The following is a 14,997-nucleotide window of genomic DNA, read 5'->3' as shown; positions in this document are numbered from 1 at the left end:
TTGGTCGTGCGACCAGACATCCGCCAGCTCCAGCAGGAAGCTCCGCTCCATGACCCATCTTTCGAGCCCGACATCGCCCGTTCCCCCGGGCGGCCTTCCCGCGGCCCTTGCCGGCGCTGCCGCCGCGCCCGATGCGCCGCCCCGCCTGGAAGAGATCGGCGACGACGCGGGGAGCGGCCGGCTGGTCGTCGTTTCCAACCGCGTCGCCAATCTGCGCAACACCGGACAGGCCGGCGGCCTCGCCGTCGGGCTGGCCGAGACGCTGAAGGAGCGCGAAGGCATCTGGTTCGGCTGGAACGGCGCCCCGGACGGTGTGACGGGGGGCGAGGTGCAGGTGGAGCGGGTCGGCCCGGCGGAGCAGGTGACCGCGCCGCTGTCGCCGGAGGACGTTGCCAACTACTATCTCGGCTATGCCAACAGCGTGCTGTGGCCGCTGTTCCACTACCGGCTCGATCTCGTCGACTACCGGCCGGCCTTCTACGAGAGCTATCAGCGGGTCAACGAGACCTTCGCGCGCCAGCTCAGCCCCTTCCTGAAGGACGACGACCTCGTCTGGGTGCACGACTATCACCTGATCCCGCTGGCCGGCTTCCTGCGCAAGGTCGGCTGCCGCCAGCGGATCGGCTTCTTCCTGCACATCCCCTTCCCCTCGCCCGACATCCTGTTCGCCGCACCCAACCATGCCGAACTGGTCGAGGCGCTGCTGGATTACGACGTGATCGGCTTCCAGACCCAGGCCGATGCGAGCAACCTGAAGGCTTATCTCGCCGAGCACAGCGCCGCGGTGCAGCTCGACGACATCCACTTCCGCGTCGGCGACCGCACGGTGACGATCGACCGCTTCCCCATCGGCATCGACGCCAAGGGCTTCGCCGCCATGACCCGCGAGGCGGACGACGAGGTGCTGATCGACCTGATGCGCCGGCAGGTGCTCGGCCGCCGCCAGATCATCGGCGTCGACCGGCTCGACTATTCCAAGGGCCTACCGGAACGGCTGAAGGCCTTCGACAAGCTGATGGCGCAGCATCCGGAGCTGGAAAAGTCGGTGACCTATCTGCAGGTCGCCCCGCCGACCCGCGAGGAGGTGGACGCCTATGGCGACATCCGCGCCGAGCTGGAGGCGCTGGTCGGCTCGATCAACGGCCGGCTCGCCGACTTCAACTGGACGCCGATCCGCTACATCCATCGCAGCGTCGACCGCGCCAAGCTGGCCCCGCTGCTGCGCGGCAGCCAGGTCGGTTTTGTCACGCCCTTGCGTGACGGCATGAACCTGGTCGCCAAGGAATATGTGGCGGCGCAGGACCCGGAGGATCCGGGCGTGCTGGTGCTGTCGCGCTTTGCCGGCGCGGCGGAGGAGATGCGCGAGGCGCTGATCGTCAACCCCTACGACATCGACGACATGGCGCATAAGCTCTACCAGGCGCTGACCATGCCGCTCGACGAGCGACGGAGCCGGCACGAGGCGCTGCTCGACCATGTGATGCGGCACGATTCCCGCGCCTGGCTGGAAGCCTTCCTCGCGGCCCTCGGCGATGAGGGAAACAGCGCCAGGCGCCCGCAGCAGGCGCCCTCATGAGCGTACCCGAAGCAATCAGGGAGAGCGGCACATGACGGGACGGGCCATCTGGAAGGGGCATCTCGGCGTCGGCGAGCTGTCCTGCGGCATCGCGCTCTATTCCGCCGCGACGACCTCCGAGCGGATCTCGTTCCACTACGTGAACCGCAAGAGCGGCAACCGCCTGCGCCGGGAATTCGTCGACGAGGAGACCGGCAAGCCGGTGGAGCGCGACGACCAGGTGAAGGGCTACGAGACGGCGAAGGACACCTATGTGGTGCTGGAGCCGGACGACATCGCCGGAGCCGTGCCGAAGGGCGACAAGACGCTGGAGATCTGCGAGTTCATCGCCTGCGACGACGTCGACACGGTCTATTTCGACAAGCCCTATTTCCTGAAGCCCGCGGACGAGGCCGACGAGGAGGCCTTCGCGCTGATCCGCGAGGGCATGCGCCGCAAGAAGGTGGCGGCGCTCGCCCGGGCGGTGCTGTTCCGGCGGGTGCGCACCATGCTGATCCGCCCGCGCGGCTGCGGCTTGCTCGGCCATACCCTGCATTTCGACTACGAGGTGCGGTCGGCAGACGAGGCCTTCGACGACCTGCCCGATGTCACCATCAAGGGCGAGATGCGTTCGCTGGCAAAGCACATCATCGAGACCAAGACCGGCAGTTTCGATCCCGCCGCCTTCGACGACCGCTACGACGCGGCGCTGGCCGAGCTGGTCAAGGCCAAGGCCGAGGGGCGCGAGATCCCGAAACCGAAGGCCGAAGCCAAGGGCAAGGTGGTCGACCTGATGGAAGCGCTGCGCGAAAGCGCGGCCGCCGCCGACAAGCAGAAGACGGCCGGCCAGAAGAAGCCCGGAAAGAAGCGCGGGGCGAAGCGCGCCGCCCCACAGAGGCGAAAGGCGGGCTGAGCCATGTCTCTCGAAACCTACCGCCGCAAGCGGGATTTCGCTGCGACACCGGAACCAAAGGGGGAGCCGAAGGGAAAGGCTTCCAAGAAGGGAGGCACCGAACACAGCTTCGTCATCCAGGAGCACCACGCCCGGCGGCTGCACTACGACCTGCGGCTGGAGCTCGGCGGCGTCTACAAGAGCTGGGCGGTGACCCGGGGCCCGAGCCTGGTCGCCGGCGTCAAGCGGCTGGCTGTCGAGGTGGAGGACCACCCGCTGGCCTATGGCAGTTTCGAAGGCACGATCCCTAAGGGCGAATACGGCGCCGGCACGGTCGCGATCTGGGACAAGGGGAGCTGGACGCCGGAGGGCGATGCGGAGAAGGGGCTCGCCAAGGGGCATCTGGAATTCACGCTGGAAGGCGACAAGCTGAAAGGCCGCTGGCATCTGGTGCGCATGGCCCGCAAGGGCCGGGAAAAGCGCAACAACTGGCTGCTGATCAAGAGCGAGGACGAACACGCGCGGGACGAGGACGAACCCGACATCCTGAACGAAGCCGGCAAGGCGGAGATGGGCGGTAAGGAAACGGGCGGGCGGAAACCCGACGCCCCCCTCAAGGGCTCGAAAAAGGCCAAGATGCCGGATTTCGTGCCGCCGCAGCTGGCGACGCTGAAACGGCATGCCCCGACGGCAAAGGGATGGATCCACGAGATCAAGTTCGATGGCTACCGGCTGCAGGCGCGGATCGAGGACGGCAAGGCCGTGCTGCTGACCCGCAGCGGCCTCGACTGGACGGAGCGGTTCGGCCCGGACGTGGCCAAGGCGCTGGCCGCCCTGCCCGTGCAGCAGGCTGTGCTGGACGGGGAGCTGGTGGTCGAGGCCTCGGGCGGTGCCTCGGACTTTTCCGCGCTGCAGGCCGATCTCAGCGCCGGACGCACGGACCGGTTCGTCTATGTCGCCTTCGATCTTCTGCATCTCGACGGCCGCGACCTGACCGGCGTGCGGCTCGACACGCGCAAGGCGGCGCTGCAACGGCTGCTGGCCAAGGCGCCGGAGGTGCTGCGCTACAGCGAGCATTTCGAGGAAGACGGCGAGATGGTGCTGCGCCATGCCTGCCGGCTGAGCCTGGAAGGCGTCATCTCCAAGCGCGCCTCCGGCCCCTATCGCTCCGGCCGCAGCAAGGACTGGATCAAGTCGAAATGCGGCGAACGGCAGGAAATGGTCGTCGCCGGCTATATGCCCTCCTCCGTGTCGGACGAGGCGATCGGCTCGCTGGTGCTCGGCATTTACGAGGACGGCGAGTTGCGTCATGCCGGGCGGGTGGGCACCGGCTTTTCCCGGGCGGTGGCCGAGGATCTCTACGAGCGGCTGCACGCGATCGAGCGCAAGACCTCGCCCTTTGCCGGGCGGCTGGATGCCACCGCACGGCGCGGAGTGCGCTTCGTCAAGCCGGAGCTGGTCGCCGAGGTCGAGTTCCGCAGCTGGACGGCGGACCGGCGCGTGCGCCACGCCTCCTTCCGCGGCCTGCGCGAGGACAAGGCGGCGCGCGACGTCACCCGCGAGGCGCCGACGGACAAGGACGATCCCCCGGCGCAGCCGCGGCCGAGCATCAAACTCACCCACCCGGACCGGGTCTACTGGGCCGATGCAGGCGTCACCAAGGAAGGGCTTGCCGACTATTACACGCAAGTCTGGCGCTTCATGGCGCCGCTGGTCGTCGCGCGCCCCCTCGCCCTGCTGCGCTGCCCGCGCGGAACGGCGCAGAAATGCTTCTTCCAGAAACATGCGTGGAAGGGGATGAACGGCGAGATCCTGACCCGGCAGGACCCGCTCGGCGACGACGGCGACAGCCTGATCGCCATCGACTCGCTCCACGGGCTGATCGGCCTCGTCCAGGGCGCGGCGCTGGAGATCCATCCCTGGCAGGCCTCGCTCGACGATCTGGAGCGGCCCGACCAGGTGGTAATCGACCTCGATCCGGGCGAGGGCGTCGACTGGCCGGTGATGCTGGACGCCGCCCGCCAGGTGCGGGACCGGCTGGAGGATGCCGGCCTCGTGCCCTTCGTCAAGACGACCGGCGGCAAGGGCCTGCATGTGGTCGCGCCGTTGAAGCCGAAGGCGGGCTGGGACGAGGTGAAGGGCTTTGCCCGCGACATTGCCGAGGCGATGGAGGCGGACGATCCGGAGCTCTTCATCGCCAGGTCGACCAAGGCGGCGCGCAAGGGGCGGATCTTCGTCGACTACCTGCGCAACGGGCGCAACAACACCGCCATCGCCCCCTATTCGTCCCGCGCCCGCGAGGGTGCGACGGTCGCCATGCCGCTCGCCTGGGACGAACTCGACCCGTCCATCGGCTCCGGCCATTTCACGGTGGTGAATGCGATGGCCCGGCTCGACAGTCTGGACGAGGATCCCTGGGCGGATTTCCGCAAGGCCGAAGCCGTACTGAAGCCGAAGGCGGCGACGAAGCGAAAAAGCTAGCGTCGGGATTTGCCGGAGGATTTCTTGTCCGACGCCTTTTCCGCCGCAACGCTCTTGCGCAGGGCGTCCATGATCGACACCACGTTGCCGGATGTCTCCTGCGGCGCATCGCCCTCGTCGTGTTTTGCAGACTTGCGCGGCGCCTTCGGTTTCTGCTTGCGCTTCTTCGCCGCGATGATCGCCTTCAGGCGCTTCTGCACCGGGTCGGTGACCATCTCGCCGGACCAGTCGGCCGTGCGCTCCTCGATCAGTTTGCCGATCAGCTTCAGCGCCTTCGGCTCGGGCTGCGACGTGTCGATATCGGCGAAATAGTCCTCCGCCTCGCGGACCTCGTCGCCGTAGCGCAGCGTCCACACGACGATGCCCTTGCCGCGCGGCTCCAGCATCACCGCCCGCTCGCGGCGATAGAGCACCAGCCGGGCGATGCCGACCGTGCCGGTGGCGGCCATCGCCTCGCGGATGACGGCGAAGGCCTCCTCGGCGATCTTGTCGTCCGGCGTCAGGTAATGGGCGTCATCCAGGTAGATCCAGCCGATATCATCGCGCGGGACGAAGGTCTCGATGTCGATCATGCGGGTGCTGTCGAGCGCCACTGCGTCGAGCTCGTCCTCCTCCATCACGATCAGCTTGTCCTCGGAAATCGGATAGCCGCGCCGCTGATCCTGCTCGCGCACCGGCTTGCCGGTCTTTTCGTCGACATAGCGGCTCTCGACCCGGTTGCCGGTGTCGCGGTTCAGCGTATGGAAGCGGATCTTCTTGCCGGTGGTGGTGGCCGGCATCATCGCCACCCGGCAGGTGACGAGCGAAAGCCGCAGATAGCCCTTCCAGAAGCTGCGCGGTGCCATGCCGTTCTCCCCTCTCGCCTGCCGAACCGGTCCCGGAGAACCCCGGTTCCAGAGAACCGAACGCATCGGGGCGCGATCATGTTCCCTGCCGCGCCTTGCACGGAACACGCAGGCTCCTGCCGTGTTGGGATCGACAGGAGGACCGACAGATGTGGAACCGACTGCAAGGCCTGATGGCCGAACTGCTGCCCGGCTGGGCCCGCGACCATGCCCTGCGCCGCCAGCGCCGACGCGCGCTCCGCGACGCCGCCTACCCCGCCGCCGACGAGGCGACGGCAGCGCGCCTCACCGCGCCAGCGCCACGGGCAGAGGATCGTCCGGGGGACGGGCACGGAACATAAGGCCGCCGGGCCGGTTCGTCCTGCATGACCCGGCTCAACCGATTTCTCCTCGTCGACCTGACGACCGGCCTCCTTGCCGGATGCGCCGCGGCTGTCGGCTATCTCCAGTCGATCGGCGAGCTGGGCCTCTTCATCCGCGAACCGCTGGCCGCAGCGATGGTGGCGTGGGGCTTTGCCGCCAGCACCGGCACCGGTGCCATCGGCACCGGGCTGGGCCTGCTGGGGCAGGAGTGAGCCGGCGGCCAACCAGGGAGCAGTCATGTCCTATCGCCGGTTTCTCGCGATGATCGCCACGTCGACCGTGGTGATGTTCGTCCTGATGTATCTCAACACCTACGCGCTCGACCACATCGCCTACAGCCAGACGCGCACCTGGATGGCCCTGCTGATGGGCGCGGTGATGGCGGTGGTGATGATGGGCTTCATGTGGCCGATGTATCCGCGCAAGCAGCTCAACGCCGCGATCCTGGTCCTTGCCGCCGGCATCTTCGCGCTGTCGCTCTGGCTGGTCCGCAGCCAGGCCACGGTCGACGACGTCAGCTACATGAAGGCGATGATCCCGCACCACTCCATCGCCATCCTGACCAGCGAGCGCGCCAATATCCGCGATCCGCGGGTGCGCAAGCTGGCCGACGGGATCATCGAGGCGCAGGTGCGCGAGATCGACGAGATGCAAGAGCTGATCGAGGAGCTCGAAGCCGATCCGCCTGCCGCCGACGCGCCGGTGCTGCCGTCCTATCGCGCATCGGGCCGCGATGCCCCGGCCGACAGCAACCCCAACCCAAGCGCAAACTGAGGAGATCGCCATGACTCCGGACGAGACCCGGCATCCAGACGCTCCGGAGCTGACACCCTCCGCCCGGAGCCGCAAGGCCGAGACCGAAGCGCCGACCGTCGCGGCCGAGGACGCGCGCCAGGGCGAGATCATCCTGCGCACGCGCCGCAGGCGCATCGTGTTCATTTCCGGACTTGTCGGATTTGTCGTGCTGGTCCTCGTGATGAGGATCCTGGCGTGACCGGCCCTGTTGCCCGTCAATAGACGAGGCCGGCCTCCTTGCAGGCCTGCAGGGTGACGGACGCCATTGCCCCATCGTCTCCTGCCGCGGCGTCGCTCGCGCCCTCTCGGCTTTCGCCCTCGCCGCTCTGGTCGGGCTCTGCGGACGTGCCGGGCGGGCGGGTGCCGCTGCCGCCCCCGTCGCCGGACGCGACGCTTCCCTCGCCGGAGGAGGCGAGCGCATCGACGGACAACGACAGGGCGTCGCGGTCGACGGGGTCTTCTGCTGCCGGCGTTTCGTCCGAAGAAGACTGCTGCTCTTCCGCGGGCGCGGCCGGCGCCGCATTCGAGGGCTGCGGGGTTGCCGAACCGCGGGTGAAGGAAGCCGCCTGCTGCGCACCCGGCGCGGCCGCGGCCAGCGCGGCGCACCGCTCGATGGCCGCGCGAACCGCACCGCGATCCGCGGTGTCGACCTCCTGCTCGCCGAGGTAGATCGTCTGCGCCGCCGCGGGGGCGGCCAGCAGCAGGGCGAGAGCGGGGACGCAGAGCGCCGGGCCGGAGAGCTGGCGGATCATCGGTGGCCTCATTTTTCCTGGAGATAGGTTCGCATGTCCTCGACCGCGCCGGCCGAGACGGGGCTGGCCTTGCGATCCGAGACGGCGCGCAGATAGGTGACGACATCGGCCACCTGCTGGTCGGTCAGCTTCCAGGCGAAGGGCGGCATGGCGATCTGGCTCGGCACCGCCTCGGTCTGCTGCGCCCGCGCGCCGGCGAGAATGATGCGGATGGCCGTCGACGGGTCTTCCGCCGTCACCTTGTTGGAGCTTTCCAGCGAGGCGAAGATGTCGGGAACGCCCGAACGGTCGGCCGAGTGACAGGCGGCGCAATTGTCGAAATAGATCGCCTCGCCGGTGTCGAGACGCGCCTGCGTCGGCGCCTCCGCCTCCTCGCGCGGTTCGTCGTCGAGGCTCTTGAGATAGACCGCGATCGCCATCAGGTCCTCGTCGCGCAGATGCTGCGTCGACAGGCCGACGACCTCGCCCATGCGCTGCATCGGCGCGGTGTGGCGCGAGCGCCCCTCCCCCAGAAAGCGGACGATGTCCTCCGCCTCCCAGTCGGCGAGCCCGCCGTTGATGCCGCCGCGGATGTTGGGCGCGTACCAGTTGTCGAGGGTGCCCCCGCGCAGATACTGGTCGTCCTTGTCGGCGCCCAGCGCGTTCTTGCCCGTATGGCAGGCGCCGCAATGGCCGAGCGCATCGACGAGGTAGCGGCCGCGGTTCCACTCCTCCGACTGGTCGGGATCGACCGCGAAGTCCACCTTGTCGAAGAACAGCAGCTTCCAGCCGGCCACCGACATGCGGATGCTGAGCGGGAAGGGAAGCTCGTTCTCCGGGATCTCCGCCGTCACCGGCTCCAGCGAGCGCAGATAGGCGAAGATCGCATCCGCATCCTTGCGGGACATCTTGGTGAAATACGGATAGGGCATCGCCGGATAGAGATGCGATCCGTCGCGGCTGAGCCCCTCGTTGAGCGCCCGGTAGAATTCCTCGCGGCTCCAACGCCCGAGGCCGGTGGTCTCGTCCGGCGTCAGGTTGGTGGAATAGATGGTGCCGAACGGCGTCGCCAGTCCGCGCCCGCCCGCATAGGGCTTGCCGTCTTCCTCGATATTGGTGTGGCAGGCGACGCAGTCGCTGGCGGTCGCAAGGTAGCGGCCGCGCTCCACCTGCGAGAAGGAGAGCTCCTGCGCCATCGCGGCAGGAGCGATCCCAAAGCCCAGCGCGCCGGCGAAGGTGCCCGCCAGCAGGGCGCCGCGAAGCCGGCTCATGAGCGCACCAGCGGGCCGGGGTCCGGCAGGTAGCGATTGATGATGGCATCGACCGACCAGTAGGCAAGCGCACCGACCGAGCCGGTCGGGTTGTAGCCGGCATTCTGCGGGAAGAGCCCGGCGCCGGTGACGAACAGATTCGGCAGATCCCAGCTCTGGCCGTAGCGGTTGACGACGCTGGTCGCCGGATCCGTACCCATGATGGTGCCTCCCGTGTTGTGCGTCGTCTGATAGGGCTTGCTGTCGTAGGAGCCGCGGCGGTTGTTCACCTTCACATGCGCGCCGCCCATGCCGCGGGCGATCTCCTCGGCAATCGGCGTCAGGTGCTCGGTCAGGCGGCGGTCGTTGAGCGTGAAGTCGTAGGTCATCCGCAGCAGCGGGCGGCCCCACACGTCCTTGTAGGTCGGGTCGAGGTCGAGATGGTTGCTGCGATGGGCCATCGACGAACCGTGCACGCCGACGCTGGTGGTCTTCAGGAAGTTCTCCCGCACCGCCTTCTTCCAGGCGGAGCCCCAGCGCGGCACGTCCTCGGGCACCGGGTGGCTCTCGATCGGCCGGGCATTGGTGGTGCCGCAGGCGATATAGCCGCCGCCGATGAAGCCGAGGCCCGAATGGTCGAAATTGTCGCCGTTGTAGTCGTCGACGACCATGCCGAGCGCGCCCGCCCCGACGAAGCCGTTGGTGTATTCCTCCTCGAAGAACACCGTCGCCGAGGACATCACCTGGTAACAGTAGTTCTTGCCGACGACGCCTTCGCCGCTGCGCGGATCGTAGGGCGTGCCGATCTCCGACAGGAGCAGCAGCCGCGTGTTCTGCAGCGGATAGGCACACAGGATGACGATGTCGGCGGGCTGGAACCAGACCTCGCCGCTGGTGTCCACATAGGTGACGCCGGTCGCATGCTTGCCGTCGGGCGTCTTTTCCACCGACAGCACCTCGGAATTGGTGCGCAGGCCGAAATTCGGCCGCTGCATCAATACGGGAATGATCGTCGTCTGCGGCGAGGCCTTGGAATAGTTGCCGCAGCCGTGCTTCTCGCAAAAGCCGCAATAGGTGCAGGGCGCGAGCTGCATGCCGAGCGGATTGACATAGGCGCGCGACATGTTGGCGGAGGGAACGGGAAAGGGATTGAGCCCCAGCGCCCGGGCGGAGGCGGCGAAGCGGTCCTGCGAGAAGGTCATGCGCATCGGCGGGTTGGGATACTGGTCGCTGCGCATGCCCTCGAACGGGTTGCCGCCCTCGATGGTCTCGCCGTTGACGTTGCCGGCCTGGCCGCAGATGCCGCAGATCTTTTCGAAATAGTCGAAATGCGGCTCCAGCTCGTCATAGGTGACGCCGTAGTCCTGCACCGTCATGTCCTCGGGCAGCGGGCCGTAGCGCTCCTCGTTATGGCTGCGCGCGACGAAGTCGGAAGGAAGGAAGCGATAGGTCTGGCCGTTCCAGTGGACGCCCGCGCCGCCGACGCCGTTGCCGGGCAGGAACGACCCCCAGCGCCGCATCGGCAGCGCCGTCTGGGCGCTGTTGTTGCGGAAGGTCAGGGTGTCCTGCGCGGCCTCCTGGAACATCCCGTGCCGCCAGTAGTAGCGCAGCTCGTCCTGGGCGAAGGTGGTGGCGAAGTCGGACGGCGTGTCGCGCCAGGGCCCGCGCTCCAGCGCCAGCACGTCGAGGCCGGCGGAGGTGAGCTTTTCGGCGAAGATCGCCCCGGTCCAGCCGAAGCCGACGAGAACCACGTCGACGCGCGGAAGGTGCTTGGTCATGGGTCTCCCTCTGGCGATTGGGGTCAGGGCTGCGACCAGCCCGGCCGCCCCTGCAGGCTGACGGGCTCGAGCGCGATGGCGGCGCCGTTGTGGTCGATGAAGTCGCGGTAGTCGTAGCGGGTGCCGGGGAAGCCGACATAGCGCCAGCCGACCATGTCGCGGTTGCCGCCGTAGATCGGGTCGGCAAAGAAGCCCTCGACGGTGTTTTCCAGGACGAGGTCGAAGAAGGCCTTGGCGGAGACGCGCTCGAAGGTGATCTCCTCCTCGTCGAGCCCGGTGAGGACCGCGTCCTGGTCTTCCTCGGTCAGCTCGGCGAAGGCGCCGCCGCGCTGCGCCCGGCAATGCTCGTCGAGCTCGGCAAGGGCGAGGCGATAGAGCATCGCCGGGGGATGTTCGCTCTGATAGCCCTGCGTCGAGGTGCCTTCCGCAAAGGGCCCCTGCATGTACCAGTGCTGGGCCCGGCCGTAGAAGCCGGCCATCTGCCGGTCGATGAAGGTGACGACGTCGGCCTCGGTCGCCCCCGGCCCATCCTCGTCGCTGGGGATCAGCCTTGCGCAGATCGCAGCGACCGCCAGCCGCTCGTCGCGGCTGAAGAAACGGTCCGCTCCAGTGCCGTAATAGGGCACCTCTCCCGACATCGGCGACCAGGGCATGCCCGCCCCGCGCCCGTATTCGGCGGCAAGCACGCGCGAGGCCGCAAGAGCCGTGCCCGCCATCAATATCAGTCTCAGCGTCTGTCGCCGCGTGTAATGCGTCACGGGTGCCCTCCAGGTTGCTGCCCTGTCCGAACAGGCCGGCCCGCCCGATGTTCCCCCGCCTCCCTGCATTTTTTGCCAAGCCCCTGCCCGGCCCTGCCCTGTCGCGACCGGGCCGGGGGCGCAAGACGGCAAGGGCCGCGACGTTGCCGCCGCGGCCCCCGGTCTTCTTCGAAAACGTCGTCAGGTTTCGTCAGCGGGTCTCCATGCCCGACCAGAAGTCGTCGACCGGCCCGCGGGCGTCCTGCCGCATCTGCGGATTGCGGAACTCGTCGGGATCGATGGTCGGGGCCTGCTCGAGCTCCTCCTGGCTGAGCGTCAGCACGATGGTCTCAAGACCCGGCGTCGCATGCAGGCGCTCCCAGGGAACGGCCACATATTCCTCGCCGAGACCCAGGAAGCCGCCGCGCGCGACCAGCACGTAGGACACGGTGCCCGATGCCGGGTCGAGGATCACGTCGTGCACGCTGCCGAGATTCTCGTCCTCGACGTTGCGCACGTCGGTGCCGGTCAGGTTGTCGATGCGGTAGGAGCGCATGCCTTCGACCTGATCGATCGGCTGCGCGAGAGCGAGCTGCTCCTGGCGCCAGTCTGTCACCTCGTTCGGCTCGACGCCTGCCGAGGTGAGCTGGCTCGTGTAGTCGTCATAGACCGCATCGAGCTGGCTGGCGACATATTCACAACCCTCCTGCTCGCCGCGCTGGGAGAGGATATGGGCGGCGAAGTAGAGCGTGCGGATCTGCTCGCGCGGCGAATAGGCGCCTTCAACCGTGCCGCGCGGATCGCCGACCATCGGCTCGTCGCGAACACCCGTCGGCGAGGCCGGCGTTTCGGCGCCCGGACGCGCTGCGCCGTCCGGGGCGGCAGTGGGCGTGCCGACGGGCCGCGTGCCGTAGCCGGCGCCCCAGCCCGTCAGCCAGAACTGATCCTGGCGCATGCGCTCGGCCGACTGCTCCAGACGCTCCTGGCACTGGCCGGCGACCTGGGCATTGGCCTGCATGCCTGCAGCGTTCTGGCCGGCAGCGTTCTGGCCAGCGGCGTTCTGGCCGGCTGCATTCTGGCCCTGGTTCTGCTGGCGCATCTGCTGCTCCTGACCAGCCGGCGCGGCTCCCTGCCCCTGCTGTGCGAGTGCTGCATGAGGCAGCAGCGACAACGCGGTGGCGGTAAGCAGGACGCCGGCGGTCTTCGTTGCATAGCGGGTCATTCGTTACCTCCTTGAATTCGTTTCCCCCAGCGCACGGCATGGCCGCGCCGCCCGGGCTGTCCTGCCAACAGCTCGCCGGAGCGAATGTTCCGTTTTGTCTTCGAACCGGTCTTTCGCCAGCAAACAGGCACGGGGAGAAGGGAACAAAGACCGCGGCGAGACGTTCGCACACCGCACCGCCCGGCGGTGACCAACTCACGAAAGGGACATTGACATGGCCAAGGAAAAGACCCTCGAAGACCTGTTTCACGACACGCTCAAGGACATCTACTACGCCGAGCGCAAGATCCTGAAGACGCTGCCGAAGATGCAGCGCGCGGCGCAGTCCGAAGACCTGAAGAAGGCCTTCGAGAAGCACCGCGAAGAGACCGAAGGTCACGTCGAGCGCCTGCAGCAGGTGTTCGAGATCCTCGGCAAGGCCCCGCGCGGCAAGACCTGCGATGCCATCGAGGGCATCATCGCGGAAGGCGAGGAGATCATCGACGAGTTCAAGGGCACCCCTGCCCTGGACGCCGGTCTCATCTCCTCGGCGCAGGCGGTCGAGCACTACGAGATCACCCGCTACGGCACGCTGCACCGCTGGGCCAACGAGCTGGGTCTCAAGGATGCGGCCAAGCTGCTTCAGGACACCTTGAAGGAAGAGGCGAAGACCGACGAGAGCCTGACCAAGCTCGCGGACGCCTCGGCCAACGAGCGCGCCAAGGCAGCCTGACCGACCGCCCGGACCTGCCGGGGATCGAAGCCCGGCGGGACAGGCGACCGGATCGCCGGCGAGACGAGCGGCTTTTCCCTCCGCCGCTTTTCGGGAAGGGGAAAGATGCGCAAGGGGTGAGCGGCATGGCCGCCGCCCCGCTCGCGGCGCCGGCCGGCCGAGGATCCCGCCCCAGACCCCGGCCAGGCTCCCCACCGGTCAGGACCCGCCAGAAAGAGACCTGAATGTCGATCTACAAGTTGTTTCTTCGTGCCGTGATCGTGGTGGCCATCGGCGTTGCGGCCTATTTGCTCTGCCGCACGCTGAGCCAGTACTCGCTTAACGAGATCATGGACTCGGTGCGCGCCATTCCTGCCGCATACCTTGCCCGCGCCTTCGGCTTTGCCGCCGCGTCCTATCTTTGCCTTACCTTTTTCGACTGGCTGGCGGTGCGCTATGCCGGCAAGCCGCAGCCGTGGCGCCGCACCGCCCTCGCCTCCTTCACCGCCCTGTCGATCGGCCACAATGTCGGTGTCGCGGCCCTGTCCAGCGGCGCGATCCGCTACCGCTTCTACGCGCGCTGGGGCCTCAGGGTCGGGGACGTCGCCAAGGTGATCCTGTTCTGCGGCATCACCGTCGGCCTCGGACTTGCCACCATGGGCGGCATTGCCCTCTTGCTCTATCCCTCCACGGCGGAAGGGTTGATGGGCGTCAACGGCCCGGAGCTGAAGGGCATGGCGATCGTCTGCCTGTCGCTGCCGGTCGCCTGGATCGTCCTCTCCGCCTTCGTGCGCGGCGAACTGACGGTCCGCAAATGGTCGCTGACGCTGCCGCCGCTGCCGCTCGCCATCGGTCAGGTCGCGGCGGGCGCCGCCAACTATGCCTGCGTCGCCGCCTGCCTGCACCAGCTGCTCGCCGCAACGTCGGAGGTGAACTATCTGGAGGTGGCGGCGATCTATGTGATCGGCATCCTCGCCTCCTTGATCAGCCACGTGCCCGGCGGGCTCGGCGTGCTGGAGGCGACGGTGCTCTATCTGCAGCCGGGCGCGGAAGCGGTCGGCGCGCTGCTGGTGTTTCGCCTGGTGTATTTCCTGGTGCCGCTGGCGCTGGGCCTGCCGACGCTGCTGGCCTGCGAGTATTTCCTGCGCTCGCCGGAGAAGCGCAAGCGGGAGAAACGCAAGCAGGACGAGGATGCGGATGTCCCCGCGGACGCAGCGCCTGCCGCCGACGGCCGTTCCTGATACGCGGGTGCGGAAAAAGCGAAAAGAGATCGGGCCGGCACGAACGGCCGGCCCGTCAGGATCACATGGCGTTGAGACGCAGCGCGATCTTGTTCAGCGCGTCGACCTTGGCCTCGGCGGAGCCGCCGGCATAGGCGGTCTCGAGCGTCTGCAGCAGGTCGCGGAACTGCTCCAGCGCCTGGCCGGCGACATCGAGCGTCAGCGGCTGGTCGTCATAGGCATCGACGAACGCCTGGGCCGCGCGCGACACCAGCAGCCAGGCGACGGCATGCTCCGGCTCGCCGGCGATACGCTCACGGGCCTCGCGCGCGCACGCCTCGAAGCTCCGCACGCTCGCGCTGTGCTCGTTCAGACCGTTGGCAACCTCAATGAACATTACGCTCTCCCTTGAAGAGGACTGTGGCCGGCGTCGTGCC

General features: G+C 67.9%; 15 protein-coding genes. 8 read left to right on the top strand and 7 right to left on the bottom strand.

Features of this window, described 5'->3' with window-relative positions:
- Positions 1-49: 49 nt before the first annotated feature.
- Genes BBX35_RS10345 through ligD form a run of 3 tightly spaced genes read left to right on the top strand, consistent with a single transcriptional unit; the run spans position 50 to position 4,928 of the window.
- A complete protein-coding gene (locus BBX35_RS10345) occupies positions 50-1,576 on the top strand; it encodes an alpha,alpha-trehalose-phosphate synthase (UDP-forming) (protein WP_083206189.1) in 1,527 nt (508 codons plus the stop codon).
- 31 nt (positions 1,577-1,607) lie between these two features.
- A complete protein-coding gene (gene ku, locus BBX35_RS10340; protein WP_067219457.1) occupies positions 1,608-2,468 on the top strand; it encodes a non-homologous end joining protein Ku in 861 nt (286 codons plus the stop codon).
- Positions 2,469-2,471: 3 nt separating this feature from the next.
- Positions 2,472-4,928, top strand: coding sequence for a DNA ligase D (gene ligD, locus BBX35_RS10335; protein WP_067219455.1), 2,457 nt, complete (start codon positions 2,472-2,474; stop codon positions 4,926-4,928).
- On the opposite strand, the gene ku (BBX35_RS10330) is transcribed toward ligD, so the two are convergent.
- Positions 4,925-5,773 carry a non-homologous end joining protein Ku gene (ku, locus tag BBX35_RS10330; protein WP_067219452.1) on the bottom strand — a complete coding sequence of 283 codons (849 nt, stop codon included), beginning with the start codon at positions 5,771-5,773 and terminating at the stop codon, positions 4,925-4,927. The genes ligD and ku (BBX35_RS10330) overlap by 4 nt on opposite strands.
- Positions 5,774-6,138: 365 nt before the next feature.
- On the opposite strand from ku (BBX35_RS10330), the gene BBX35_RS10320 reads away from it, so the two are divergent.
- From BBX35_RS10320 to BBX35_RS10310, 3 genes are read left to right on the top strand one after another with little or no spacing between them, the layout of a single operon-like run.
- Positions 6,139-6,348, top strand: a complete 210-nt coding sequence (locus BBX35_RS10320) for a hypothetical protein (protein WP_067219447.1) — start codon at positions 6,139-6,141, stop codon at positions 6,346-6,348.
- A gap of 25 nt (positions 6,349-6,373) precedes the next feature.
- The gene (locus BBX35_RS10315; RefSeq protein WP_067219439.1) at positions 6,374-6,910 is read left to right on the top strand and encodes a DUF305 domain-containing protein; all 537 of its coding nucleotides are present in this window, start codon (positions 6,374-6,376) and stop codon (positions 6,908-6,910) included.
- A gap of 10 nt (positions 6,911-6,920) precedes the next feature.
- Positions 6,921-7,130 (top strand): hypothetical protein, encoded by a 210-nt coding sequence (locus BBX35_RS10310; protein ID WP_244271604.1) that lies wholly within the window; start codon positions 6,921-6,923, stop codon positions 7,128-7,130.
- 16 nt (positions 7,131-7,146) lie between these two features.
- Here BBX35_RS10310 and BBX35_RS10305 read toward each other — a convergent pair whose 3' ends face one another.
- The 5 genes from BBX35_RS10305 to BBX35_RS10285 form a co-directional block, all read right to left on the bottom strand.
- Positions 7,147-7,683, bottom strand: coding sequence for a hypothetical protein (locus BBX35_RS10305; RefSeq protein ID WP_067219437.1), 537 nt, complete (start codon positions 7,681-7,683; stop codon positions 7,147-7,149).
- A gap of 8 nt (positions 7,684-7,691) precedes the next feature.
- Positions 7,692-8,933 carry a c-type cytochrome gene (locus BBX35_RS10300; protein ID WP_067219436.1) on the bottom strand — a complete coding sequence of 414 codons (1,242 nt, stop codon included), beginning with the start codon at positions 8,931-8,933 and terminating at the stop codon, positions 7,692-7,694.
- Positions 8,930-10,690: a GMC family oxidoreductase gene (locus tag BBX35_RS10295; RefSeq protein ID WP_067219435.1), complete on the bottom strand. Its 1,761-nt coding sequence runs from the start codon at positions 10,688-10,690 to the stop codon at positions 8,930-8,932. Before BBX35_RS10295 ends, BBX35_RS10300 begins: the two co-directional genes overlap by 4 nt.
- Positions 10,691-10,713: 23 nt before the next feature.
- A complete protein-coding gene (locus BBX35_RS10290) occupies positions 10,714-11,448 on the bottom strand; it encodes a gluconate 2-dehydrogenase subunit 3 family protein (protein ID WP_171901429.1) in 735 nt (244 codons plus the stop codon).
- A 190-nt stretch (positions 11,449-11,638) separates the two neighbouring features.
- On the bottom strand, positions 11,639-12,649 hold the full coding sequence (locus BBX35_RS10285; protein ID WP_067219430.1) for a PRC-barrel domain-containing protein: 1,011 nt from the start codon (positions 12,647-12,649) through the stop codon (positions 11,639-11,641).
- Positions 12,650-12,863: 214 nt separating this feature from the next.
- Here BBX35_RS10285 and BBX35_RS10280 point away from each other — a divergent pair, with 214 nt between their 5' ends.
- Both BBX35_RS10280 and BBX35_RS10275 read left to right on the top strand, forming a co-directional pair.
- Positions 12,864-13,361, top strand: coding sequence for a YciE/YciF ferroxidase family protein (locus tag BBX35_RS10280; protein ID WP_067219428.1), 498 nt, complete (start codon positions 12,864-12,866; stop codon positions 13,359-13,361).
- Between the two features lie 224 nt (positions 13,362-13,585).
- Complete coding sequence (locus BBX35_RS10275; RefSeq protein WP_067219425.1) at positions 13,586-14,581, top strand: lysylphosphatidylglycerol synthase domain-containing protein; 996 nt, start codon at positions 13,586-13,588, stop codon at positions 14,579-14,581.
- Positions 14,582-14,642: 61 nt separating this feature from the next.
- Here BBX35_RS10275 and BBX35_RS10270 read toward each other — a convergent pair whose 3' ends face one another.
- Positions 14,643-14,957, bottom strand: coding sequence for a hypothetical protein (locus BBX35_RS10270; RefSeq protein ID WP_067219423.1), 315 nt, complete (start codon positions 14,955-14,957; stop codon positions 14,643-14,645).
- Between the last annotated feature and the right edge of the window lie 40 nt (positions 14,958-14,997).

Origin of the sequence: Stappia indica (assembly GCF_001696535.1) — a bacterium.
In the GTDB taxonomy this organism is placed as follows: domain Bacteria; phylum Pseudomonadota; class Alphaproteobacteria; order Rhizobiales; family Stappiaceae; genus Stappia; species Stappia indica.
The sequence above is the reverse complement of the archived record's forward strand: the minus strand, read 5'-3'. Positions and strand labels throughout refer to the sequence as shown.